The organism is Proteus sp. fly-1013 (assembly GCF_040140245.1).
Classification (GTDB): Bacteria; Pseudomonadota; Gammaproteobacteria; order Enterobacterales; family Enterobacteriaceae; genus Proteus; species Proteus mirabilis_B.
In genome coordinates this window covers 1-25186 of the sequence record NZ_JBEEWD010000013.1, presented here as the reverse complement: position 1 = coordinate 25186, position 25186 = coordinate 1, and the positions used below count along the sequence as shown (strand labels likewise).

At 38.6% G+C, this 25186-nt stretch carries 20 protein-coding genes and 1 tRNA gene; 11 read left to right on the top strand and 10 right to left on the bottom strand.

Features of this window, described 5'->3' with window-relative positions; translation table 11 throughout:
* Positions 1 to 2 precede the first annotated feature (2 nt).
* The 5 genes from ABN236_RS18405 (at position 3) to ABN236_RS18385 (ending at position 5208) form a co-directional block, all read left to right on the top strand.
* Positions 3 to 713: a DUF484 domain-containing protein gene (locus ABN236_RS18405; RefSeq protein WP_349474636.1), complete on the top strand. Its 711-nt coding sequence runs from the start codon at positions 3 to 5 to the stop codon at positions 711 to 713.
* The gene (gene xerC / locus ABN236_RS18400) at positions 710 to 1633 is read left to right on the top strand and encodes a tyrosine recombinase XerC (protein WP_088494021.1); all 924 of its coding nucleotides are present in this window, start codon (positions 710 to 712) and stop codon (positions 1631 to 1633) included. The genes ABN236_RS18405 and xerC overlap by 4 nt, the downstream gene beginning before the upstream one ends.
* Complete coding sequence (gene yigB, locus ABN236_RS18395) at positions 1633 to 2349, top strand: 5-amino-6-(5-phospho-D-ribitylamino)uracil phosphatase YigB (RefSeq protein WP_088494020.1); 717 nt, start codon at positions 1633 to 1635, stop codon at positions 2347 to 2349. The genes xerC and yigB overlap by 1 nt, the downstream gene beginning before the upstream one ends.
* Before the next feature lie 144 nt (positions 2350 to 2493).
* Positions 2494 to 4650 carry a DNA helicase II gene (gene uvrD / locus ABN236_RS18390; RefSeq protein WP_349474635.1) on the top strand — a complete coding sequence of 719 codons (2157 nt, stop codon included), beginning with the start codon at positions 2494 to 2496 and terminating at the stop codon, positions 4648 to 4650.
* A 147-nt stretch (positions 4651 to 4797) separates the two neighbouring features.
* Positions 4798 to 5208 carry a hypothetical protein gene (locus ABN236_RS18385; RefSeq protein WP_349474634.1) on the top strand — a complete coding sequence of 137 codons (411 nt, stop codon included), beginning with the start codon at positions 4798 to 4800 and terminating at the stop codon, positions 5206 to 5208.
* Here ABN236_RS18385 and rarD read toward each other — a convergent pair.
* Together rarD and ABN236_RS18375 are read right to left on the bottom strand one after the other, a co-directional pair.
* Complete coding sequence (gene rarD / locus ABN236_RS18380; protein WP_099076355.1) at positions 5205 to 6098, bottom strand: EamA family transporter RarD; 894 nt, start codon at positions 6096 to 6098, stop codon at positions 5205 to 5207. The genes ABN236_RS18385 and rarD overlap by 4 nt on opposite strands.
* Before the next feature lie 145 nt (positions 6099 to 6243).
* Positions 6244 to 6711 (bottom strand): thioesterase family protein, encoded by a 468-nt coding sequence (locus ABN236_RS18375; RefSeq protein WP_075672777.1) that lies wholly within the window; start codon positions 6709 to 6711, stop codon positions 6244 to 6246.
* Between the two features lie 232 nt (positions 6712 to 6943).
* Between ABN236_RS18375 and pldA the strand changes: the two genes are divergently transcribed.
* From pldA to yigL, 4 genes are all read left to right on the top strand, one after another.
* Positions 6944 to 7819: a phospholipase A gene (gene pldA, locus ABN236_RS18370; RefSeq protein WP_349474633.1), complete on the top strand. Its 876-nt coding sequence runs from the start codon at positions 6944 to 6946 to the stop codon at positions 7817 to 7819.
* Between the two features lie 115 nt (positions 7820 to 7934).
* Positions 7935 to 9764 carry an ATP-dependent DNA helicase RecQ gene (gene recQ / locus ABN236_RS18365; RefSeq protein WP_088494015.1) on the top strand — a complete coding sequence of 610 codons (1830 nt, stop codon included), beginning with the start codon at positions 7935 to 7937 and terminating at the stop codon, positions 9762 to 9764.
* A gap of 18 nt (positions 9765 to 9782) precedes the next feature.
* Entirely contained in the window at positions 9783 to 10787 is a 1005-nt protein-coding gene (gene pldB / locus ABN236_RS18360) for a lysophospholipase L2 (protein ID WP_088494014.1), read from the top strand.
* A 12-nt stretch (positions 10788 to 10799) separates the two neighbouring features.
* Positions 10800 to 11600: a sugar/pyridoxal phosphate phosphatase YigL gene (yigL, locus tag ABN236_RS18355; RefSeq protein WP_088494013.1), complete on the top strand. Its 801-nt coding sequence runs from the start codon at positions 10800 to 10802 to the stop codon at positions 11598 to 11600.
* Positions 11601 to 11665: 65 nt separating this feature from the next.
* On the opposite strand, the gene ABN236_RS18350 is transcribed toward yigL, so the two are convergent.
* The 8 genes from ABN236_RS18350 to rsgA all read right to left on the bottom strand — a co-directional run bounded on the left by ABN236_RS18350 (position 11666) and on the right by rsgA (position 24285).
* Positions 11666 to 12688, bottom strand: a complete 1023-nt coding sequence (locus ABN236_RS18350; RefSeq protein ID WP_349474632.1) for a fimbrial protein — start codon at positions 12686 to 12688, stop codon at positions 11666 to 11668.
* A gap of 9 nt (positions 12689 to 12697) precedes the next feature.
* Positions 12698 to 15223, bottom strand: coding sequence for a fimbria/pilus outer membrane usher protein (locus ABN236_RS18345; RefSeq protein ID WP_349474631.1), 2526 nt, complete (start codon positions 15221 to 15223; stop codon positions 12698 to 12700).
* Between the two features lie 12 nt (positions 15224 to 15235).
* Positions 15236 to 15895: a fimbrial biogenesis chaperone gene (locus tag ABN236_RS18340; protein WP_349474629.1), complete on the bottom strand. Its 660-nt coding sequence runs from the start codon at positions 15893 to 15895 to the stop codon at positions 15236 to 15238.
* A gap of 58 nt (positions 15896 to 15953) precedes the next feature.
* The gene (locus ABN236_RS18335; RefSeq protein ID WP_166540272.1) at positions 15954 to 16475 is read right to left on the bottom strand and encodes a fimbrial protein; all 522 of its coding nucleotides are present in this window, start codon (positions 16473 to 16475) and stop codon (positions 15954 to 15956) included.
* A gap of 215 nt (positions 16476 to 16690) precedes the next feature.
* Positions 16691 to 17554 (bottom strand): LysR family transcriptional regulator, encoded by an 864-nt coding sequence (locus tag ABN236_RS18330; RefSeq protein ID WP_349474627.1) that lies wholly within the window; start codon positions 17552 to 17554, stop codon positions 16691 to 16693.
* A 1330-nt stretch (positions 17555 to 18884) separates the two neighbouring features.
* Positions 18885 to 22220 carry a miniconductance mechanosensitive channel MscM gene (mscM, locus tag ABN236_RS18325; RefSeq protein ID WP_088494012.1) on the bottom strand — a complete coding sequence of 1112 codons (3336 nt, stop codon included), beginning with the start codon at positions 22218 to 22220 and terminating at the stop codon, positions 18885 to 18887.
* 21 nt (positions 22221 to 22241) lie between these two features.
* Positions 22242 to 23138, bottom strand: coding sequence for an archaetidylserine decarboxylase (gene asd / locus ABN236_RS18320; protein WP_194951640.1), 897 nt, complete (start codon positions 23136 to 23138; stop codon positions 22242 to 22244).
* An 88-nt stretch (positions 23139 to 23226) separates the two neighbouring features.
* Positions 23227 to 24285 carry a small ribosomal subunit biogenesis GTPase RsgA gene (gene rsgA / locus ABN236_RS18315; RefSeq protein ID WP_349474626.1) on the bottom strand — a complete coding sequence of 353 codons (1059 nt, stop codon included), beginning with the start codon at positions 24283 to 24285 and terminating at the stop codon, positions 23227 to 23229.
* A gap of 115 nt (positions 24286 to 24400) precedes the next feature.
* On the opposite strand from rsgA, the gene orn reads away from it, so the two are divergent.
* Together orn and ABN236_RS18305 are read left to right on the top strand one after the other, a co-directional pair.
* The gene (orn, locus tag ABN236_RS18310) at positions 24401 to 24946 is read left to right on the top strand and encodes an oligoribonuclease (RefSeq protein ID WP_006535770.1); all 546 of its coding nucleotides are present in this window, start codon (positions 24401 to 24403) and stop codon (positions 24944 to 24946) included.
* A 166-nt stretch (positions 24947 to 25112) separates the two neighbouring features.
* Positions 25113 to 25185 (top strand) — tRNA-Gly (locus ABN236_RS18305).
* Position 25186: the final 1 nt, after the last annotated feature.

Below are 25186 nucleotides of genomic sequence, written 5' to 3'. Positions count from 1 at the left end.
GTATGACGGATAAAAATGAGCAGTTCTGTTGCCCTGAAACAAACGAACTTAATGATCAACAAGTGATCCGTTACCTCAGGGAGCATCCTGGCTTTTTTATCCGTAATGCAAGTTATATTGAGCAAATGCAAGTTCCTCATCCCGTCAGAGGAACCGTTTCTTTAGTCGAATGGATAATGTTGCGCCAGCGTAACCGCATCCATTACCTTGAAGAAGATATGCGTTTGTTGATAGAACAAGCCTCCGAAAATGAAGCACTGTTCAGCCAACTCTTATTATTAATTTCTGAATTATCCAACAGTGCTTCTCTTCACGAAATGCTAGAACGTTTAAACCTTTGGGCTAAGGGATTAGGCCTTTATTCAGTTCAATTACGCCTATTTACCGATCGTTGGCAATTACAGCCACCTTTAGATGCACAAGATCTTCCCTTATCTCGCCAAGCGTTTGAACATTTTCGTATTCAGCGTATGGGTGACGATAATCACTATTTAGGTACATTAAATGGGCAAGAGATCATGCTATTGATGCCTAATGTACGACGCTCAGGTTCCGTTGCGCTCTCATTGCTAGGGCATTATGGTGACTTGGGGGTGATTATTTTTAATAGCCGAGATAACCAACATTTTCAGGAAGGAATGGGAACAGTGATGCTTGATAAGCTCGCCCATATTTTACCAGAATTGTTACTTCGTTGGATTGCAAGGCAATGAATCAACCAATAGATATTCCAGAAACACTCACCATCGCTATTGAGCAATTCCTGCGTTATATCCAAGTTGAACGCCGATTAAGCCCTGTCACAGTAGAAAACTATCATCGCCAACTGACCGCATTAGCACAAATGATGGTGGCAATGAAAATCACACAATGGGCATCACTTGAAAGCCAACATGTACGCATGTTACTAGCGAAAAGTCATCGTAGTGGGTTACAACCGACTAGCCTTGCTTTGCGCTTTTCGGCATTACGTAGCTTTCTTGATTGGCAAGTGGCACAGGGAATGTTAGAGGTTAATCCAGCAAAAGGTATTCGCACGCCTAAATCTGGTCGTCATCTTCCTAAAAATATGGATGTTGATGAAGTTAGCCAATTGATGAATATCGACTTAAAAGATCCCCTTTCTGTTAGAGATAGAACCATGCTGGAAGTGATGTATGGTGCAGGATTGCGTCTATCAGAATTGACTAACTTAAACATGAGCGATATCGACATGAATGAAGGTGAAGTTCGTGTTTTAGGTAAAGGAAGTAAAGAGCGAAAAGTACCGTTAGGAAGAAAAGCAATAGAGTGGTTACAAAATTGGTTTCCGATGCGAGAGCTCTATGCACCTGAGGATAAAGCTGTCTTTATCTCAACCCAAAGCGGTAAGCGTTTATCTGTGCGAAGTGTACAAAAACGGTTTGAACTTTGGGGTATTAAACAAGGACTAAGTAGCCATGTGAATCCTCATAAATTACGCCACTCCTTTGCCACGCATTTATTGGAATCGAGTGGTGATTTACGTGCTGTACAAGAGTTATTAGGGCACGCTAATTTATCGACCACGCAAGTCTATACCCACTTAGATTTTCAGCATTTAGCGAAAGTCTATGATGCTGCTCATCCGAGAGCTAAGAGAGAAAAATCATAATGCGCTTTTACAGAACTCTGACGCCAATTGCTGCGATGACTTTTGATTTAGACGACACGTTGTATGACAATGTGCCAGTGATGGACAGAACTGAAAAAGAGACGCTGGATTTTATTCGTCAATATGATCTGCGTTTTAATCATTTCACAGAAAAAGATGTGAATGCCTATAAAAAGCCACTTATAGAAAATAATCCTGATATTTTTCATGATATTACGCAGTGGCGTTGGCTTGCAGCGAGAAATATGCTGTTAGATTACAACTACAGTGAAGCCAAAGCACAACAAGGTGCTGATGAAATTATGGCGCACTTTGCTTATTGGCGTAGTCGCATTAATGTACCTAAAAATACCCACCAAGTTCTCACTGAATTGGCACAGAAAATTCCATTAATTGCGATTACAAATGGTAATGCAAACCCATTAAGTTGTGGTCTAGGGCAGTATTTTTCACATATTTTAAAAGCTGGCCCTGATGGTCGCTCTAAGCCCTATCCTGATATGTTTGATAAAGCCGCTTCACTGTTAAATCTTCCACATGAAAAAATCCTACATGTGGGTGATCACCTTGTAACAGATGTCGAAGGCGCCGTTAATAGTGGATTGCAAGCGTGCTGGATTAACCTTGATAACCGTAGTTTGTTTGAAGAAGGTGAAACCAGAGTAATGCCACATATTGAAATTACAGATTTAAGCAAACTGATAGAACTAGTTTAATGTGATATTCGGTAAGAATGGTACAGATACACGCGGTTAAAAAAGGCTTTATTTTGCATAGCGCGTGAATTCCTGTTAGTTTGTTGCTTACTCTCTATTTCTGTATATATCCACAGTATTTTCTTCACTAAATGATTGGTAATTATGGACGTCTCATATCTGCTAGAAGGCCTTAACGACAAACAGCGTGAAGCTGTAGCCGCAGCTCGTATTAATATGCTGGTGTTAGCTGGTGCAGGCAGTGGTAAAACACGGGTACTGGTACATCGTATCGCTTGGTTATTATCTGTTGAACAAGCTTCTCCTTTTTCGATTATGGCTGTGACGTTTACCAATAAAGCCGCCGCAGAGATGCGCCATCGTATTGAAGACTTAATTGGTACAAGCCAAGGCGGTATGTGGATTGGCACTTTCCATAGCCTTGCTCATCGTTTATTACGCGCACACTATCTTGATGCGAATTTGCCACAAGACTTCCAAATTATTGACAGTGACGATCAATATCGCCTTATTCGTCGTATTGTTAAGTCAATGAATCTTGATGATAAACAATGGCCTGCACGTCAAGGCATGTGGTATATCAACGGTAAAAAAGATGAAGGTTTACGACCACAACATATTCAAACCTATGGTAATCCTGTTGAAACGACATGGTTGAAAGTATATCAGGCATATCAAGAAGCTTGTGATCGTGCAGGGCTGGTGGACTTTGCTGAGCTTTTATTACGCGCTCACGAACTTTGGCTTAATAAACCTCAAATTTTAGAGCATTACCAAAATCGCTTTACCAATATCTTGGTTGATGAATTCCAAGATACTAACCGCATTCAATATGCATGGATAAGAATGCTGGCAGGTCAAACGGGTAAAGTGATGATTGTTGGCGATGACGACCAATCTATTTATGGCTGGCGTGGTGCGCAAGTTGAGAATATTCAAAACTTCTTAAATGAGTTTCCTGGCGCAGAGACTATCCGATTAGAGCAAAATTATCGTTCTACAAGCAATATTCTAAAAGCTGCAAATGCGCTTATTGCCAATAACAGTGACAGGTTAGGTAAAAACTTGTGGACTGAAGGTGCAGAAGGCGAGCCTATTTCGCTGTATTGTGCTTTTAATGATTTAGATGAAGCGCGTTATGTTGTTGGCCGAATTAAGCGCTGGCAAGAAGAAGGCGGTGCGCTAACAGACTGTGCCATTCTTTATCGTAGCAATGCCCAATCTCGTATAATGGAAGAGGCGCTATTACAAGCGGCAATGCCATATCGAATCTATGGTGGTCAGCGTTTCTTCGAGCGTCAAGAAATTAAAGATGCACTCTCTTATATGCGATTAACGGCTAATCGCCATGATGATGCTTCTTTTGAACGTGTTGTGAATACACCAACACGGGGCATTGGTGATAGAACATTAGATATTGTTCGCCAAGTCGCGAGAGATAACCAAATTACCTTATGGGAAAGCGCATTACAGGTTATCGAACATAAAATGTTGGCGGGACGTGCAACCGCTGCAATTCAACGATTCTTAGAACTGATTGAAACACTCGCCTCTGAAACAGCAGATATGCCATTACATGTGCAAACAGACCGAATTATTCGTGATTCAGGTTTAAAAGCGATGTATGAGCAAGAAAAGGGTGAAAAAGCCCAAGCCCGTATTGAAAACTTAGAAGAGCTGGTCACTGCGACTCGTCAATTTAGTTATCAAGATGAAGACGAAGATCTAATGCCACTGCAAGCGTTTCTTTCGCATGCCGCATTAGAATCGGGCGAAAGCCAAGCAGATGCATATCAAGATGCCGTACAGTTAATGACACTTCACTCTGCTAAAGGACTCGAATTTTCACAAGTCTTTATTGTGGGTGTCGAAGAAGGAATGTTCCCAAGTCAAATGTCGCTAGATGAAGGTGGACGTTTGGAAGAAGAGCGCCGCTTGGCTTATGTCGGTGTCACTCGAGCAATGAAAAAGTTAACACTCACTTACGCTGAAAATCGCCGTTTATATGGAAAAGAAGTCAGCCATCGACCTTCTCGTTTTATTGGTGAGTTACCTAAAGAGTGTGTCGAAGAAGTCCGTTTACGCGCAACAGTTTCACGCCCTGTTAATCATAGCCGCTTAGGCACGCCGATTATCAGCAATGATAGTGGCTATTCACTTGGGCAACGTGTAAAGCACCCTAAATTTGGTGATGGCACCATTATTAATATTGAAGGTAGTGGTGAGCATTGCCGATTACAAATCGCCTTTAATGGTGAAGGGATCAAATGGCTGGTGGCAGCATTTGCTCGGTTGGAATAAGCCTCGATTTAGAGTGAATTCGCATTACCCCATATAAAAAAACACCCTTACTTATTTGGTAGATAAGTTGGGGTGTTTTTTTTAAGGGAAGTTCAAGTTGGTTACTTAATAATCTCGTTATCTATTCTTGCTTAATGGGATTAATTGATGAAACTCTCTAGTGTCTTCTTTCATACTTACTCTTTTATCGCACCTTGCTCGCGAACTTCGCCTGTCTCTTTTTCTAGTAATGAATTATTGATCGAAAATACTGAGGAAGTTCTTTGTGATACTTATCATCCCAATGAACCCATCAATGAATTTGAAGAAGATTTGTATTGTAAACTATTGAGACACCAGCGTGATTTTGTTCCTCGCATCAATCTCTATTACAGTATCGTGATTAACCATATTCAATTGATTCATAACGCAATATCAACGTTATTTAGGCATTCACATCGCTACGCAGAGGAGATATCAAAGAGTGCACATCTATTAAAGAAGAATAAGAAGAAAAAACTCTCTTCCGCTTTTATACAAATCAGCAATTTAGCGGAAGAGCGAGTTTTAGAGGATTAGCTGCGTCTTAAACGGCGTTGTGTATAAAGTGCATCAAGTGTAAAGAGGATCAGTGCAACCCAAATAAAGCCGAAGGTGACTAATCGTTCTGCATCAATTTGTTCGCCATATACCATTGTTGCAAGAATAAACATCAAAGTTGGGCCAATATATTGGAAAAAGCCCAAGGTGGATAAACGCAGATGGTGCGCCGCCTCTGTAAAGAGTAATAACGGTACTGTGGTAATAATACCGGCTGCAATTAACAAGGTATTTAATGACCAACTATTTTCAAGCATATTGCTAGTCGGTGAATGTGTGAAAAATAAGATATAAACTAATGCGACAGGGAATAGCCATAATGTTTCTACCAGCATGCCTGTTTGTGCATCAACACCCAATTTTTTACGCAGTAAGCCATAAAGGCCAAAGGTCACGGCGAGGCTTAATCCAATCACAGGTACTGAACCAAAGTGCCAGAGTTGAATAAATACACCAGTAAATGCTAAACCTACTGCTACCCATTGCATACGACGGAAACGCTCGCTTAAGAAAAGCATGCCAAACAGTACGTTAACCAGTGGGTTAATAAAGTAACCAAGACTGGCTTCTAGCATATAGCCGTGGTTAACCGCCCATATATAGGTAAGCCAGTTAGTTGCGATAATGACGGCAGTCAGTGCTAAAAGAAGAATTTTTTTAGGTTGACGTATTAATTGGCGTAAATAAGGCCAATGACGACTAATTGTCATTAAAATCAACATAAAAAAGAACGACCATAAAATACGGTGCGTTAAGATCTCTTCTGCAGGCACTTCTTGAATGCTTTTAAAATAGACAGGGGCAATACCCCAGATCAAATAGGCGCCTAAGGCACATAAAACGCCTTTCATCGTGTTTTTCTGGCTCATGCTATCTCTGGAATTGATGGAAAGGAAAAGTGTGACGGGGTTATCATACCCAATGACATTATCTAATGTGTCATTAGGCATGCATTTTTACAAGTAATTAATACTAATCTAAGTATCATTGCACGCAATGAATTCTAACAAAGGCTTAACCTACAATATAGGTTGCTGTTCCACTGGCAATATGAACTTGTTTTTCATTATGTAATTCAACACGAGCAACAGACACTTTATTGCCACTGCGTAAAATATGGCTACTCGCTGTAAAACATTCCCCACGCCCTGGTCTTAAATAATCAACACGTAAGTCGATTGTGCCCATGTTAGCGAGTTTCTGTTCAAGTTGCTCTTGGGATATTGGTGCTAAACGTGTTAATGCGTTACCGACACAAACTAATCCCGCACTGACATCAAGTACAGAAGCAATGAGCCCGCCATGTAAGATACGTTGAGCAATATTACCAACCAGTTTATCTTGATACCGAAATTGAATTTCAGCGTAGTCTTGTTCAAAGCGAACTAGCTCTAAGCCGATTAATTGATTAAAGGGCATCTTATAAACAAAAACATGACCAATTAGTGTTTGAGCCTCTTCTAATGTTAACTGTTTTTCCATTTTTAGAACCCCTGATATCACGTCATTAAGTTAATACTATGTTAATAATACATGACAAAATCGTAATTGCACATTCGTGCTATAAATATAATGGTGTAAAAATATACGAGATTTAATGGCGATTACGTGTAAAATATGGGCGCTAAAGTGTAATAAAGCACATATATAAGAACTAATTCTAAAGTAAGTACTAACTTCTATATTATTCAATAATGAAACAGGATAATTAACTATGCGTTACATCCGTTCTTTACTTGCGGTGGTTTTATTCTATCCAGCATGGGGATTTGCATCCGAAATACAAGTATCATCATCTCCTGCACCGCTTGTTCAGGGCAGTATCATTTCTGGTTTATTACAAGAATACGACTCACCTTTTGTTCTTTATCCTTATGAATCCAATTATATTATTTACACTGATACCTCTGATATGAATAAAGAGGCTATTCAAAGTTATGATTGGGGCAATAAGGCTAAAAAAGATGAGGTGAAATTCCAGCTTAGTTTGGCATTCCCTTTATGGCGAGGTATTGCGGGTGAAAACTCTGTTTTAGCGGCATCTTATACCCAACGCTCTTGGTGGCAATTAAGTAATAAGAAAGAATCTGCCCCTTTCCGTGAGACAAACTATGAACCGCAACTTTTTCTAGGTTGGGCAACAGACTATAAATTTGCAGGTTGGACTCTTCGTGAAATAGAAACCGGCTTTAACCACGAATCGAATGGTCGTTCTGATCCCACATCTCGTAGCTGGAACCGTGCTTATGCGCGTTTTATGGTACAAAAAGGCAATTTACAGCTTGATCTAAAACCTTGGTATCGCTTTAGTGAAAGTGCTCAACGTGATGATAATCCAGAGATTAATCGCTATATGGGATATTACCGTTTAAAAGCGGGTTATCGATTAGGCGAAAGTGTGATCACTGCGACTGGGCGTTATAACTGGAACAGTGGTTATGGGGCGGCTGAATTAGGTTGGAGCTACCCAATTACTAAGCATGTGCGCTTTTATACCCAAGTATTTAGTGGTTATGGCGAATCAATGATTGATTATAACTTTCGTCAAACACGAGTCGGTGTTGGCGTGATGCTTAATGATATGCTGTAATTTTCCCCGTTCTGGGTTAGCATAGCGCTATAAATGATGATGGCACCTTCAACATTGGTGCCTTTTCTTTTACTCCTCATCATAGTTTTTATCAGCAGCTTTTCAGAGGAACGGTGTGTCCACAGCAGAAGTTCTTAATTCAATGCCATCAGCACAAGCTATTTTGCGAGAAACCTTTGGTTATCAGCAATTTCGCCCTGGTCAGCAAGAAATCATCCATACCATTACAACTGGAAGAGATTGTCTAGTTGTGATGCCGACAGGGGGTGGTAAATCCCTTTGTTATCAAATTCCCGCATTATTACTTGATGGGCTGACAGTGGTTGTTTCGCCACTCATCTCACTGATGAAAGATCAGGTTGATCAACTTTGCCTTCATGGTATTGAAGCTGCTTATTTAAATTCAACCCAAACGCGTGAAGAACAGTTTGATGTTCAAATGCGTTGTCAAAAGGGTGAAATAAAACTGCTGTATATTGCTCCTGAGCGTTTAATGATGGAGAGTTTTCTTCATCAGTTAGTGCAATGGAAACCCGCATTACTCGCTGTTGATGAAGCTCACTGTATTTCACAATGGGGACATGATTTTCGTCCTGAATATCGTGGCATAGGGTTATTAAGACAATATCTTCCTGATGTTCCCATTATTGCTCTGACGGCAACGGCGGATAATACAACACGTTACGATATTATTAATCAGCTAGTGTTGCGTGATCCGTTAATTCATATCAGCAGTTTCGATAGACCGAATATCCGCTACACTTTAGTAGAGAAATACAAACCACTTGATCAGCTTTGGCTATTTATTCGTGGTCAAAAAGGAAAGTCAGGCATTATTTACTGTAATAGCCGCAGTAAAGTCGAAGAAACAGCGGAGCGTCTGAGTAAACGAGGATTAAGCATCGCGGGTTATCATGCCGGAATGGAAATTGCACAACGTGCGAAAGTACAAGAAGCTTTTCAGCGTGATGATTTACAAATTGTGGTTGCCACTGTCGCGTTTGGTATGGGAATAAACAAACCCAATGTCCGATTTGTCGTTCACTTTGATATTCCGCGAAATATTGAATCTTATTACCAAGAAACGGGGCGTGCTGGGCGAGATGGATTGCCCGCAGAAGCCGTATTATTTTACGATCCTGCCGATATGGCATGGTTGCGTCGTTGTTTAGATGAAAAGCCAGAAAGCGACCAAAAAGCAATTGAAATGCATAAGCTTAATGCAATGGGAGCATTTGCTGAAGCTCAAACATGCCGACGCTTAGTGTTACTAAACTACTTCGATGAACATCGACAAAATGCTTGTGGTAACTGCGATATTTGCCTTGACCCTCCTAAGCAATATGATGGTTTAGTGGATGCGCAGAAGGCATTGTCTTGTATTTATCGTACTGGTCAGCACTTTGGTATTGGTTATATTGTTGAAATCTTAAGAGGCGCGAATAATCAGCGTATTCGAGATTCAGGACACGATACATTACCTGTTTATGGTATTGGTAAAGCGCAAAGTCATGAACATTGGGTGAGTGTTATTCGTCAGCTTATTCACTTAGGTATGGTGACTCAAAATATTGTTCATCGCTCTGCATTACAACTGACAGAGATGGCAAGACCGATCTTACGTGGCGAAGTACCATTACAATTAGCCGTACCAAGATTATTAAGCCCGACAAAAAGCCGTAATCAACAAACAAAAAATGCCCATAGACAGTACGATAGAAAATTATTTGCGAAACTACGTAAATTACGTAAATCTATTGCTGATGAAGAAAACATTCCGCCATTTGTCGTCTTTAATGATGTCACATTGATTGAAATGGCAGAGCAGTGCCCCGTTTATCCAGATGAACTGTTATTAATAAACGGTGTTGGACAACGAAAATTAGAACGATTTGGACCCGCTTTTATGACACTCATCCGTGACCATATTGAGGGCTTCGAATAACACCAATAAGGAGAGCCAATGACAACCACTCTGTTTAAATATTCGTGGTTATCGCGTGAAAAGCAGTTTTCTGCATTTACGAACGGCGTCTTATTAGATTTTTGGGGACTGCGTGAAGAGGGCGAATTTATTGGTGTTGATGGCGCAAAAATTCGCTATGTTCATTGGCGCTCACCATCGCACAATAAAGCACTGGTTATTGCTTCAGGCCGTAGTGAAAGCTATGTAAAGTATCCTGAAGTTGCATTCGATTTCTTTCACTCAGGCTATGATGTTTTTCTTCTCGACCATCGAGGACAAGGGCTTTCTGACAGGCTATTAGAAGATACGCAAAAAGGGCATGTAGAGAAATTCAGTGATTATATCGATGATTTCTCGACGTTCGTTGATACGATAGTGTTGCCTTTTCAATACCAACATTATTTTGCGTTAGCTCACTCAATGGGCGGTGCTATCTTAGCGGGATATCTTCTAAAGCAAACTCATGTTTTTAAAGCGGCGGCATTAAGTGCGCCGATGTTTGGCATTAAATTACCCATACCTCGCTGGGTGGCTAATTTTTTAGTTAACCGAGCAGAACAAAGTCAATCTGAAAGGAATAACTACGCGGTATCCACAGGAAAATGGTTTCCACTGCCATTTATCCTTAATGTGTTAACACATAGCCATGAGCGATATCGTCGATATTTACGTTATTATGCTGATTTTCCAGAACTACGATTAGGCGGACCGACTTATCATTGGATGGGGGAAAGCCTAAAAATGGGAGATTGGTTAATTGAACATGCGGGAGAGATTAATACCCCTCTATTAGTGCTCGAAGCAGAGCATGATAAGGTGGTAGATAATCAAGAGCTAAGGGCTTTCTGTGAACGTTATAGTCAGTCCAGAACAAGAGAAGAAAAGCAAAAACTGCCACTGGTGATTGAGGGTGCGCATCATGAAATCTTGTTCGAAATAGATAAGCTACGCTCACAAGCATTAAATGAAATCTGTGAGTTTTATGATAAGCATTTATTTTAATCAGGAACGTGTATGTATTCGATAGTTGCTTCAGATCTGGATGGCACGCTGTTATCACCTAATCATGTATTAACTCCCTATACGCAAGAAACTCTGCACCTACTTATTAATAAAGGCGTGCATTTTGTATTCGCAACAGGTCGTCATCATGTTGATGTTGCTCAAATTCGTGATGGGTTAGGCATTAACGCTTATATGATAACGTCTAATGGTGCGCGAGTGCATAACACTCATGGCGACCTTATTTTTAGCCAAGATCTTGAGCCTGAAATTGCTTATGATTTGGCTCTTATGGTTTTTGATCACCCTGAAATTGAAACTAATATTTATGCAGGTGACTATTGGTATGTTAATAAAGAGATGCCAGGGGCTTGTGAGTTTTTTCGAGAATCAGACTTTGGCTATGAGTTATATTGTAAAACAGGATTTCCGACTACCAATGTTTGTAAGGTCTTTTTTACCTCTGATGATCATGAGCTATTACTGAAGCTAGAGAATGAAATTAATCAGCTCTGGGGGGATAAGGTTAATGTGAGTTTCTCACTGCGTAATTGCTTAGAAGTGATGGCAGGGGGCGTATCTAAAGGTGAGGCACTAGAGAGAGTGGCTGAACTGATGCAACACTCTGCAAAAGATGCTATCGCATTTGGTGATGGTATGAATGACAAAGAGATGCTACAGATGGCGGGTAAAGGCTGCATTATGGAAAATGCGCACCAGACATTAAAAGATCTGCTACCCAATATGGAAGTCATTGGTACCAACGCGGATGAAGCAGTTCCTCATTATTTACGTAAGCTATACCAAGTGTGATCCCAGCTAAAAGAAAAGGCGAACAAAATGTTCGCCTTTTGCTTTTTAAATCCATCTACATTTCGTCAATGGTATTGCATCGTAAACTGCAATGTCCCATTTGCTTTGCCTGCACTTGTTGTATCAGATGTTTGGATATAGCCCGCCTCTAAAGGAATAGAATAACTCCCTGCGCTGCTATTTTTTTCACTCACAGTAATTAATTGTCCGAGCTTGATAGGCTGATTTTTATATTTAACTTGGATACCGTAACCCTTAGCGGTATTGCTGTCTGTTGGGTTACTTAAACCAATGGTTCCAGCTGTTTGTTGATCATCTGCAACACCATCAAATCGGATCTTAATTGGCGAAACCGGATCACAACTCAAATTAATATTAAAATCCTTGATACTGTCAGGGCTTACAGAGCCAACACCACTAAAACTCGATTTAGGCACAGCACCCAATGGCACATTAATATTATTATTCACAACATCACAGCCACTAGAGATAATGTTTAAAGAGGATAGATTAATTCGAGGTTCATTTTTTCCTACGTAGTCACTGGTGATAAAGCCATTATTGTAGAGAATAAGCATAGCGACCCATGAAGCAGGGATCGTTTGTGATTTCACATTATCTCGTAATTTATAAAGCTTCATTTCTAATGACACAGAATAATTGCCACTAGTAGCATTGGTTGAGCAAATAAGGCGATTACTGTAGTTACCATCAATATTTTGCTGACCATCGACATAAGCAGAGCCACTACAACTCCCACCAATAGTGCCATGTAAGGTATAACCTACACCACTGCTATTAAGCTCTTTGACATAAGCGCCATTGACTCTTGGGCTTGATGCATTAAAAGAGCCGGGTAAATAAATCCCTGGTCTTACTGCACCACCGGAGAGATTCCACCAAGTCCATGCATTCACAGTTCCTAAATTAATCGTTGCGACTTCGGTTAAAATAGGTGCTGAACGTGAGACATAAATGGGAGCGGAATAGGTGACGGTTTTAGTGGTAAGGTCAGCCCTAAACTCTGCAAATGTGGTTGATGTATACAAAACAGCAGACAGACAACCAAGAGTTATATATTTATTCATTGTGCTCACCTATCTGCATTCAAGTTGTAAAAATTGGATTTTTTCTAAAGCAAGATCCACATTTAACGTTGTTTGACACTGTTCAACGGCACTGTTGCCCCATTTAGCTCGCAACTGGCTATGTTCGGGGACACCATTTAAGAAAACCTCACCATCATTGGCGACAATCCCACTTGAAAGCAGATGTGCGTCTTTATAAATCTCAACTTGAGTACCAAATGGCAGTGGTATTCCGTTGTAGCGCAAGTTTGCAAGTACACGAGCGCCCTTTCTTGCTTTGAAATCGGCTAAGACAATTGCCCCTTTGGTTGGAATAACGGTTGTCGATGTTAATTCAACGTCGTTATTGCCCGTCAAAGAAGCGGGATCAACAGTCACTTTATTACGTTCATAACGTGAAACATTAGGAATAACGGCATAGCCTTGAGCATTGGTATAAAGGCTTTGTGCGCTGCTGACTTTTAAGTTATCAACATCTTCTGCTTTAATTAAAATGGCCGAATCGTAAATGGTACGAGATGGTGTTATCCCACCTTGATGAACCAAAAGTGCACCAGTCGCACCCCAATTCATTGATTGATAGCGTTTGTCGTAACTGTAACCCGCACTGATCTCGCCCCCTGAAGCACTGTAGTTGCCATTAACAGAGCCACTGTATTCTTGACGAGAATGATTGTAGTTTTGTGAAATATCATATTGCAGGTTGTTATCTTCCAACTGAGTACCACTTAAACTCACTGAACTAATAGAATCACCTTGTTTGCTGGTGTTATAGCGATAACTTAACCAGTTGTTATTTTGAGCAATATTAAATGGAAGACTAAAATTAATAGATAAAATTTGATCGGTTAATCCACTTTCTTGACGTTTGTTATAGGCATAAGAGACGCTATAACTTAATGCACGATAATTTGAGTTAAAACTCACATTTACATTGCGATCGACTCTGTCTTGATACCAATAATATTGTTGATAACCATTTAATGAGAGATAGCCCATATCCCCTAAAGATTGTGATACAGATAACTGAAACTGTTTTTTCTTACGATAGAGATGAGAAAATCGCTCATTAGCCGCTGAGAAATCGTAATAATCTTTTGTTGAATAGCGATAAGAAGCTAATGAAAAACCTGTTTTGGTATCAGGTAAATATTTCGAATATTGAATACGATAAGATTGCCCCTGGGCTTCATTGTCATTTATTAAGGTTGTTTTCGCGTGAGTAATGTCCGCAGAAACGGCACCTAAATAACCAAGATTAACCCCAGTACCCAATGCATAAGCTTGATAATCAGCAGAGATTAATGTGCCACCATAAATGGAGAAGTTGTAAGGAAGCCCATAAATAGCAGAGGTTTGAAAGAAATTAGGTTTTCTTGCCGCTGTGTCTGCATGATATTTACCAATATCTACACTGTATTTTAAGCTACCCGCACGTTGCATCATGGGAACAGCAGAAAAAGGTTGTGAAAAGGTGCGGGTTGTTCCATCGGCTTCTTCAATCGTAACTTGTAAATCACCGCTGTAAGAAGTGGGATATAAATCTGAAATAGCAAACTCACCCGGTGGAACGGAGGTCTGATAAATAATGCTGTTATTTTGTCGAACAGTGACAACAGCATTACTTTGCGCGATACCTCTAACGATGGGCGCAAATCCACGTTGGCTTTGTGGCAACATGCTTTCATCAGAAGCTAATTTAATACCACGATAAGGAATACTTTCTAATACATCATTATCAGATGCGGTTTCACCTATAGTTAAACGACTTTTTAAACTACGAATATCTCGTTCAACATAAGTCTGTAAGCTATTCCACTGAGATGTGTTATCGCTATTTTTATTGTAGTTACTGTGGTTTCGTAAACGCCAAGCGCCAACGTTAACACCACTACGTAACCCTAAGAAAATAGAATTACTATTATTTTGGTCATGATACCAATACTGATTTTGACGATAAGTGTAATTTACAAAGGCTGCATTTATGCCATCGTTCCACTGTGCTGGTGGAATATAGCCTTGCCCATAATTGTATAAAGCAATTTGTGGTATAGAAAACGACAAACGTGCTCGCGAAAAATCATACTCATACTTTGCATTTGGAATAATGCTAGCAATATCGGTAACTGTTGATGTGCTTGCTTGCTGGTTAAATTGCGAAGTTGCAGACTCTTTCACACCCCAATTTAATAAATCTTGTTTGGTGAGCTCTGGCGCTAGCGTCTTTTTTTCTTCATCAAAAATAAAACGGACTTGGCGATTATCGATTAATTTATTATTGAGATAAATATCAACAGAGTAGATACCAGGAAGTTGTCCTCCAGTATAAGAAAAATAATCAAGGCTATTAATATCCGCGACCTGATTTTCTATTCCTAAATTGAGTGCATCAGGATTAAATTGCTCTTCAGCAATGACCTGATAAGGAAATAAAATAGAGGCTATCGCCATGGCAAGCACACAGTGGCGATAGAGATTATCAGTAGGAAATACCGGTAATCGTTTTGTAGATAATGCGATGATGGATAAAGTCATAACTCTACACTCTTAATTTAATACTTTATCTACAGTTGCACCGTAGTCATTAATAAACTGCACAGTGACTTTCTGAGAAATTGGACTCTCTTTAAGTAACACCACTTCTTGATAAGGGTTGACTAAAGGGTCGTAAGGGTAGCGTTTGTCATCAATAAAAATATGTTTGATCGTGAGGTGATAAGGTGTTTTGTTGTTAAGCACCAAGCCTTGGCTCTGTTTTGATAATTCGACGTTATTAAAATTAAGAGGCTCAATATCATGAGAGCGTAAAAAGAGTTTAAATTGAGAATTAATGACGAGTTGTAATTGATTCTCAGGGCTTTTTTCAACGGGTGGAATTGATTTTATATTAAGCCAATAGACGACTTCAGTATTGGAATTTAACGGTTCACCAGTATAGGAAATACGCGCAGTTCCTGTCCCATCAGGCTCGATACGAAAAAGTGGTGGTGTTGCAATAAAAGGGGTTTTTTCTGTGCCTTGAAAAGCAGAAACCCAACTCTGGATAAGATAAGGTTTTTCTTTATCGGTATTTAGAATAGGAATGCTTATTTCACGAGCATTATCGTTATAAACAAACCGAGTTCCCCCCACACTGACTCCAGCAGCATGGCTTACCGTTATGAGAGAAAATAATAAAAATAGAGTTAGAAAAATATTCTTTTTCATAAATGGCGCCACAAAGTTAAGGGAAATAGGAGGGTAATAGGCATTACCCTCGTTTTTATTATTTATATTGGATGCTATAAACCGCAGATCCATTTGCTGGGCCTGGTGTTGCTTGGGCTGTTGCTTTGTAACGAGCAACATAATCTAAGTTAATTTCAGTTCCTTTGATTTCGACTTCTTTCGAATCGTCATATAGATTTATTTGAGATACGGCATCTTTTTCAAACAGAGCGATACCCACATTTGTCGCGCCACCAGAGACTTGGTCAATGGCTAAAATATCGCTATCAATTGCATCACGAGTCCCGCCAAAACGGACAGCGACAGTCGTATCAACGGGGCAATCAATTAGTTTAATAGTGAAGTCTTTAAGGCCAGCAACTTCACCTTTAGTCGCTAAACTTTTTGATGACACTTTTCCTAAATCTACGGTTAGATTTTTAGAAGAGCTATCCACAGTACAGGCTTGATCTGTTATTTCTCCGGTAAAATTAATTGTGCCCGATGCAAAAGCAGCAGGTGCAGAAAGTAGAGAGAGACTCATCCCTAATAAATAGAGAGATTTATTTAATTTGCTCATGATCGGTCCTATATAAAAAGTAGTTATTTTTACTTTTTAATTTATTTATAAGTATAGATTTAAGTATTGGTTTATTCGCATAGGAAATATGCCAATAAAATATAACATCACAAAAAATTTAAGTTAATAAAGATTTACATGAGTTTTTTTGTCTTTATATCAAATTATTTAATGTTCGTTTTTAAAATTAAAAATAATGTTTAATTAGTCACTAATTAAATTTTGGTGTGGTTATTTATTAAGGATAATAAGTTTGTTATATCTCCTGTTGAAAATGAATTTTTATTCAAATAAAGATAGAACTTATATTCTTTATCTTCATTATGTGTATTTAATTGTTTGATCGTATTTTTATTCAATTCTTCTTGAACAACCGTTAATGGAAGTCGAGAATAACCAAGACCTTGCTTAACAAAGTTTATTGCTGTTTCCACTGAACCAACATAAATAATTTGGTTGTTATGATCGGTATCAGAGCTGTTAGCGAGTAAAGAAATATAGGTATGTTGTTGTAATTCCTTTGATAATTCATCATTTTGTAGATGTTGTAAAATACTCTTAGGATGTGTTACTAACACTGTTTTAATACTTTCTAAATCAATGGGTTGTAATGATTTTATATTGTAATGTGTTATCACTAAGTCTTGATCTTTTTGCGCTAAAATATCTGATTTACTAAGCGCTGTTTTACGAATATTAATATCATAGTGTTTATTGTCTTTAATAAATTGAGAAATTTTATTCCAGAAAAGGCCTGAAATATATAAAGGATCTATGAGTATGTTTATCTTTAACTTATTGTTAAATATTAAATTTTTAGCCTCTTTTTCTAATGAAATCGCTTTTTCAGTAATTTCTCTAGAGAGTTCAAGTAATACTCTACCTTCATGAGTAAGTACCGCTCGTCTTTTCTCTAAAGAGAGGATTTCAACGCCTAAAGTTTGCTCTAATTTATTGATAGTATAGCTAATTGATGATTGTGTTCTATGTAATGCATCTGCGGCCTGAGCAAAGCCACCGTAGTCAACGACGGCTTGTAAGGTAATCCACTGATCGAGAGTCGTTCGGGATTTTTCCATAATGGAACCTTTATATTATTGTTTATTTAATACTCATTAAAAATGAAGCTAGCAATATATCTTAGCATTGTTAATAGGTAGTAATACTCATTTTTAAATCAAGTTTAAAAAATATTAACATTATAAGCTGTAATGTCATTTATTAATAAGTAGTACAATTGTGAGAAAAATATTTATTATTTTTTACTTTTTTTATTTAAAAGTTTTTATTTTATAAATTATATTTGGATTATTTTTATTCTTCTTTGTTAATTTTCCCTATATAACTAAAAAGTGTTACTTAGAATAATGACTAATATTTTATATTTATATTAGTATTGGTGTTTGTTCATTTTTTATTTTTAATTTGATATTTTATCAAACTATATTTTTTAATTAAGATATGTTTTAATTTCTATTGTTTTAAAATAAGCCTGTATTTATTGTTTATAATTATTTTTCTTTTTATTTTTTATCTATTCTTATTCTTTCTTAGCATTAAAACTTAGAATGTTAAATAATTCATATTTGGTTTAAGGTGATTAAAGTAAGATAAATAAGTCTATCTTTAATAATAAACACTATATGGTAATCTAAATTGGACTGTATTTGGTGTTAAATGTTGATATGTGGAAGTGTTCTGCTATGTAAATCTATTAGCATTTTAAATGCTGATGTTAAATTTTTTACGCTATTAACAGCTTAATTTATTTAACTTAGGGGATCGTAATGGTCAGTTAGATATAATAATTTAGAAGCTAAAAACTAACAAAGAGTAATTTCTACTCATTTAAGGAGTGTAATTAAGTATAAAAACGTAAAAATATGATTTAGATCAATAATTGGAGGCGGATTTTGGTTAGGGGTCCGATTCCGTTAATAGAACGGTAAAATAATAAAGGTAAGACAAAACACATTTCACCTTAAGGTAAATTAAATGCCTTATCCAAAATGACATTTTATTCTCTGGTTAAATTGGCTATTAGTTAGAAAAATATACTGCATTAAAAATGCTTGCCTGAAAAAATAGCGACCCTTTTATGATGCTCACTTTATTATCTTCATATTGCTACATTGTGATAGATAGTTTCTTTGTGTTATTACTTATCAATTTTATTAAACAAAAAATCAAAAAATAATCTGCCTTTTTTCTAGAAATAAGAGATCAAGAAGAGAATACGGATTAATTTTATACAATCAATGAGCTATAAGAGAAACAGATACACAGAGCGGGATGAAAAAGGTATTAGAAAAGGGGATGAAAAGGATGAGGAAGAAAAGAATAAAGCCATTATCTTTCGTTTTTTTTCGAGAAGATAATGGCTTTTTATCAAATTAATTGAAGTGAGACTTATAACCCGCCCACTTCTCTTGGTGTTGCTCGCATTGAGCTACGAATTGTATTACCCATCATATCCACTCTTGCTTGGAATGGTGGGAACGGTAATGGGATACCATGTTCTGCAAAGGCTAAGAGAATATTTTGATGGATTTCGTGTCTTGCTGGCATTCTATGCCCCATTTCTGCGGCATAAACACGTAATTCGAAAATCTGAATACCTTGTTGTAGATCGACCAGATAAACTTCAGGTGCTGGGTTTTCTAAAATCATCGTAGAGCGTTTAGAGGCTTCTAATAACACATTCGTTACTTGCTCACTGTTGCAGTCTGCTGGCGCAGGGATAGTCATTACGATACGAGTGACGGAATCTGACAGTGACCAGTTAATAAATTGCTCTGTAATAAAGGCTTTATTCGGTACGATAATTTCTTTTCTATCCCAGTCGGTCAACGTAGTTGCCCGTGTGTTGATCTTAGAAATATTCCCCGTCAAATTACGAATGGTGACGGTATCGCCAATACGGATTGGTTTTTCAAATAAGATCATCAATCCTGAAATGATATTGGCAAAAATTTCTTGTAAACCAAAACCTAACCCGACACCCATTGCCGCTACTAGCCACTGTAATTTTGACCATTCAATCCCTAATAAAGAGAAGCCCACAATACTACCAATTAAAGTGATGGTGTATTTGGTCATGGTAGTAATGGCGTAACCTGTACCTGGTGTTAAATCAAGATGCTGTAAAATAGCCAGCTCAAGTAAAGCAGGGAGGTTTCGAACTAGTTGGGTTGTGATAATAATGACGAGGATCGCCACTAAAATAGAGCCCATCGTGATGGGTTGTACCGTGTTAACGCCATTTACCGATGAGGTGACATCCCAAAGTCGGATATTATCGACGAAAGAGAATGCGGTGTTTAATTCAGACCACAATAAGATCATCGAAACTAATGCAATCATCGTTAGAATTGAGCGAACTAAACCAATAGATTGCGCACTGATAGCATCAAGGTCTATTTCTTGCGCTTCAATTTCAAGTCCTACTGTGCTCTCACCACTGCTTCCGACAATCGTATTTTCATCTTCACCTTTTGCACGCTGAGCCAGAATTTCTGCACGTTTTTGTTTAGCACGTTCAAAGGCTAATTTCCGGCGCTGAATAAGCATCCATCGCTGAATAATGTGATAAATAATTAGTAGAGCAAACCAAATGGCGACAGACATTTCTAAACGACCAAGTAATACGATCGATGTAGAAAGATAACCTAACACTGCGGCTAAACCCGCAATAACCGGAGCAAGCAGTAAGAACCACCATAAAATGGTGTTGATCAGGTTATCGCCAGATCCATGCTTATCAAGATAAAGCGGGACATGAGCTTTTTTAAGACTAGACGTAATAAAGCTTAGGGCGATACAGAGTAATAAGAAACAGAAGCGACCGACTGTCGGCGCAAATTCTCTATCGCTATAATATTCAAAGGTAATTAATGACATCATTAGTGGAACGATGACAAAGATAGAAAGCTGGTAAAAGCGCATTGCTTTTTTAACACGGCTCTCTTTCCATTTAAATTGAGCTATAAACAGACCGTTATGACGTGCAAAGGTTGCACTGATCATAAATAACCACAGTACTGGTGCCGCGGCTGTTACCCCATATCCAATAGCCCCCGCCATTGGATAACGCCATTCAACACTTTGTAAGCCATAACCTACGGCAGACCATAACAGAGGTAATGGTAACGCAATTAAAATAGACCAAAAGACAGTGCGTATCGTCAGTGAAAAGTGATCTTGTGTGACCTTACCAATACGGTTACTGACTCTTTCAAGAAATGCGTTGTAGTGTTTTCGAGTACGCAGGCTAAAACCCACAATTGATAAAGTGACAAATAGGAATAGGAACGTATCCTGATTTTTAAGCATGCTAACAGCAGCATGACCTAATTGTGAAAAGGTATCTAGCGAAAGCAGTCGAGTGATATCTTTGACTAATAAAACCGGATAATTAAATTTGATAGGGCTGATATCAGCAACCCAGAACATATAACGATTTGTTGCATCTTTTGTTTCTTTTAAAGCATCCGCTAATTGCGTTGTGGCAACTTTTAGTTTTGTTAATTCAAGAATTTGAGAATCATAACCGGATAGCAACGAATTCAATAATTCATGACGTGCTTGAATAAGAGAATCAAAAATATATTGCTGAGCTTCAGGCAATTTAGAGCCATCGGTAGTTTCTGGTGGCTGGATCTTACTTAAGTTTTCCAGCATATCCTCATAACCTAAACGCTCGACACGCAACTGAATAATATCTCTATCAAGCTCTTGTGAACGAGGCATTTCAGGCAAGCGGGAAAGTTGTGTTCTTAATGCTTCGCCTAATGCAGTAGAGCCACTTAACCACTGTGCTTGTTCTCGAATAGTGGTGAGAGTTTGACGAACTTGTTGTGTCTGCTGTGTGGTAATGCGCTGTTTTTCTGATAGCTCGCTCATTTCCTGAGTTTGTTTATTCAAGATCTGAGAGAGTTCACGGTTAGTTTGGATCTGCTTTGTTAGAAACTCAGGAAGCTCACCACCTTTCTCCGCTAACATTTCTGTTTTTTCTAATGCAAGATCAGCGACTTCTTGGCGCTTTATATTTAATAAGCTGCGCAATTGTTGTAGTTGTACATCAAGACGTTGATAGCGTTTTTTAAACAATTCTAAGCGAAGGCGAGCGATTTCTTGGCGGTTATTAGCGGAAAGCTGTGCCATTTCAAGCTCATTAACCATCGCTTTACGTGCGGTGACTTCTGCTTGTGTGAGCTTATTTTGTGCTTCTGTTAACGGTGTTGTTGATGCACTGGCAGCCGCAAGTCTTGCCGTTGCATCACTGAGTAAACGGCGTGCTTCAGAAAGCTGTTGGGGTAATAAATTTAAAGATTCGCTAATTTCGCGGCTTTTATCTTGTTCTTGTTGTTGAAGCCTTGCTTGTTCCATTAATTGGCTGCTGATTTGAATAATTTTCTGTTCTAAATCAGGAATGCTAATTTTTTCAGGAATAGTGGGAACAGCGTGACTTTCCTCAAGAAGTTTGGTTCTTAGCTCTTGCGTAATTTGAGGGTAATCATCAATGGTTTTTTGATAGCTGTCTGCGTTTGTTTGCGCTTTTTCACCATCATTAATCCAGTTGATAGTCCCTTGTAGCGCCTGAACTGCCTCAATATCTTGAGGATTGGTGCTTCCTTCAAGTTGTTTAATATCTTGACGTAATTTCTCCACATCCGCTGATATTGCGGATGCGCTTAATGAAAACGTCAAAAAGAGCGAGAAGAAAAGACTGATTATCAGGCGCACAAAGTTACTCCGAATTACGTGTTATTCACTGATGGCATTATTGTCATTACCAGCGACATTGATGATGGAACCCAGTTGTTCCCCCATTAATGTAACGGAGCCATTCATAAGATCTTTATTCAATTGAACGGTATTTTCTGGGAAAAGGTTGATGACTGTTGAGCCTAACTTAAATCTGCCCATTTCTTCACCTTTTTTCAAGAATATCGCTCCTGCTTTATCCGCTTGAGGATATGTCCAACGTTTGATAATACCTTCACGAGGTGGTGTTACCATGCCACACCAAACTGTTTCAATACTACCAACAATCGTTGCACCAACTAGAATTTGTATCATTGGACCAAATTGAGTTTCAAAGAGGCAGATAATACGCTCATTACGTGCAAATAGATTAGGGACATTAGCCGCTGTTAATGGATTAACAGAGAAGAGATCGCCCGGAACATAAATCATCTCTTTTAATAAGCCATCGCAAGGCATATGAACACGGTGGTAATCACGAGGTGAAAGATATGTCGTAATAAACTGACCATTACGGAACTTATCTGCCAACATAAAATTACCAGCCAGTAATGCTTCAAGGGTGTAGTGATGCCCTTTGGCTTGCAAAATTTGGTCATCTTGAATTAGACCAAGTTGGCTTACTGCACCATCAGCAGGTAATGCAAGTGTGTCATCACCTTCAACGATAGGGCGAGCACCGTCTTTTAAAGTACGAATAAAAAAGTCATTGAATGTAGAATAAGCTTGGAATTGGCTGTCTTTCGCTTCATTCATATCAACTTTATAAGCTTTCGCAAAAGTTTTAATAACAAACTGGGTGATGGCACCCGCTTTTTTATTTGCGAACCAACCTGCTAACTGTGTTAGCCATAATTTAGGCAATAAATACTGTAGTTTAATTTTTAGCTTGTCCAAAATGGCAACCTCTGGGATTAAACGATAAAAAATAGACAAAAGGGGTCTATTGTACCCACCCTTAATAGGGTTGTCAGTGAATCAATTATTAAGAGTCTAAATTAATATTCTTACGAACTTTCACCTGACTCATACTTTCTAAAATTCGATGGTAGTTTTCAAATCGCGTTTCTGCGATTTCGTTGTTTCTCACCGCTTCACTAATTAAGCAACCCGGATCGTCTAAGTGCTTACAATCACGGAATTTACAACCACCAAGGTATGGTCTGAATTCAACAAAACCTTTGGTAACTTGCTCTGGCGTTAAGTGCCATAAACCAAATTCACGCACACCCGGAGAGTCAATCACATCTCCGCCTTGTGGGAAATGGTAAAGCCGTGATGCGGTTGTGGTATGTTGACCTAAACCAGAGTTATCAGAGACCTGATTAACAACAATGCTTTCTTCCATTGGGGGTAACAGCGTGTTAAGTAAACTCGATTTACCGACACCAGATTGCCCAGCAAAAATAGAGATACGACCGATAAGCTCTTGAGTTAGTGCTTCTAACCCTTCTTTGGTATAGCTAGAAACTTCAAGGACGCGATAACCGATATCTTTATAAGTCTGCATCCATTCACTAACTGTCTTACGGCTTTCTTCATCTAACATATCGATTTTATTGAGCACAATGAGAGGCTCAACATTTAAGGTTTCACATGCTACAAGGTAACGATCGATAATATTTAAAGAAAGTTCAGGCAAAATAGCCGAAACGATAATAATTTGATCAATATTAGCGGCAATAGGCTTAATACCATCATAATAGTCAGGACGAGTAAGCACAGAAGTTCGTTCGTGCACAGCTTCGACAATACCATTTACGCGGACATTTTCTTGTGTTTGTAGCGCAGGACGCCAAACAACTTTATCACCCGTTACCAGTGATGAAATTGTGCGTCTAATATTGCATCGTGTAATAGTGCCGTCAGCAGCTTCGATATCGGCATGTTGACCAAAACGGCTGATCACTAAACCTTCGGTCGCTTCGCCTAATTGCGTATCGTCTAATTCAACGTGGTTTTTTTTCTCTTTGCTCTGCAAACGCTTTTTATGATTTTCTTGTACTCGGCGTTGCTGGCCTTTAGATAATTTACGTTTTGTCACCGATCCTCACTTGTATTATTCGGTTAGATGTTCTTCTGTCGTGCTTATTGAGTAAACGCGCTATGATAAACGCTAAAATATCATGTCTCACACTTAGAAACAGCTAGGATATATTATGTCAAAAAGCGAGAATAATCTGATCTGGATAGATCTGGAAATGACCGGTCTTGATCCTGAATGTGACCGTATCATCGAAATTGCCACTATCGTGACAGATCCTCAACTTAATATTTTAGCCGAAGGCCCAGTAATTGCAGTACATCAATCAGATGAACAATTAAGTTTAATGGATGAATGGAATACACGCACCCACACAGGCAGTGGCTTAGTTGAGCGCGTAAAAGCCAGTTCATATGATGATAATTCAGCACAAAAAGCGACAATTGAATTCCTAGAAAAATGGGTACCAAAAGGTGTATCGCCTATCTGTGGCAATAGTGTGGGGCAAGATAGACGTTTTCTATACCGTTATATGCCAGAGCTAGAGCAATATTTTCACTACCGTTATCTTGATGTGAGCACATTAAAAGAATTAGCACGTCGTTGGAAACCTGAAATTTTAGAAGGTTTTGAGAAAAAGAATACGCATCAGGCATTGGATGATATTCGTGAATCTATTGCAGAGCTTGCTTATTATCGTAAAACCTTTATTAAAGAGTAAAAAGCGTGCATTGATGATTGATATTGCATCATTGTGATGATTTTATCGACATGTAATCAAAAAAACGTATTTTTTTGTTGATAAGGGCTTGCGGTTAAGCATTTTTCTCGTATAATGCGCTTCCCGTACCGATGAAGAATTTTGTTTGTACGGGTGTAAGAAAGACGCGGGAATAGCTCAGTTGGTAGAGCACAACCTTGCCAAGGTTGGGGTCGCGAGTTCGAGTCTCGTTTCCCGCTC

Bases quoted from the DNA above. Each gene is read 5' to 3' on its own strand.
- ABN236_RS18405 (WP_349474636.1), top strand. From the start codon at position 3: ATGACGGATAAAAATGAGCAGTTCTGTTGCCCTGAAACAAACGAACTT.
- xerC (WP_088494021.1), top strand. From the start codon at position 710: ATGAATCAACCAATAGATATTCCAGAAACACTCACCATCGCTATTGAG.
- yigB (WP_088494020.1), top strand. From the start codon at position 1,633: ATGCGCTTTTACAGAACTCTGACGCCAATTGCTGCGATGACTTTTGAT.
- uvrD (WP_349474635.1), top strand. From the start codon at position 2,494: ATGGACGTCTCATATCTGCTAGAAGGCCTTAACGACAAACAGCGTGAA.
- ABN236_RS18385 (WP_349474634.1), top strand. From the start codon at position 4,798: ATGAAACTCTCTAGTGTCTTCTTTCATACTTACTCTTTTATCGCACCT.
- rarD (WP_099076355.1), bottom strand. From the start codon at position 6,098: ATGAGCCAGAAAAACACGATGAAAGGCGTTTTATGTGCCTTAGGCGCC.
- ABN236_RS18375 (WP_075672777.1), bottom strand. From the start codon at position 6,711: ATGGAAAAACAGTTAACATTAGAAGAGGCTCAAACACTAATTGGTCAT.
- pldA (WP_349474633.1), top strand. From the start codon at position 6,944: ATGCGTTACATCCGTTCTTTACTTGCGGTGGTTTTATTCTATCCAGCA.
- pldB (WP_088494014.1), top strand. From the start codon at position 9,783: ATGACAACCACTCTGTTTAAATATTCGTGGTTATCGCGTGAAAAGCAG.
- yigL (WP_088494013.1), top strand. From the start codon at position 10,800: ATGTATTCGATAGTTGCTTCAGATCTGGATGGCACGCTGTTATCACCT.
- ABN236_RS18350 (WP_349474632.1), bottom strand. From the start codon at position 12,688: ATGAATAAATATATAACTCTTGGTTGTCTGTCTGCTGTTTTGTATACA.
- ABN236_RS18345 (WP_349474631.1), bottom strand. From the start codon at position 15,223: ATGACTTTATCCATCATCGCATTATCTACAAAACGATTACCGGTATTT.
- ABN236_RS18340 (WP_349474629.1), bottom strand. From the start codon at position 15,895: ATGAAAAAGAATATTTTTCTAACTCTATTTTTATTATTTTCTCTCATA.
- ABN236_RS18335 (WP_166540272.1), bottom strand. From the start codon at position 16,475: ATGAGCAAATTAAATAAATCTCTCTATTTATTAGGGATGAGTCTCTCT.
- ABN236_RS18330 (WP_349474627.1), bottom strand. From the start codon at position 17,554: ATGGAAAAATCCCGAACGACTCTCGATCAGTGGATTACCTTACAAGCC.
- orn (WP_006535770.1), top strand. From the start codon at position 24,401: ATGTCAAAAAGCGAGAATAATCTGATCTGGATAGATCTGGAAATGACC.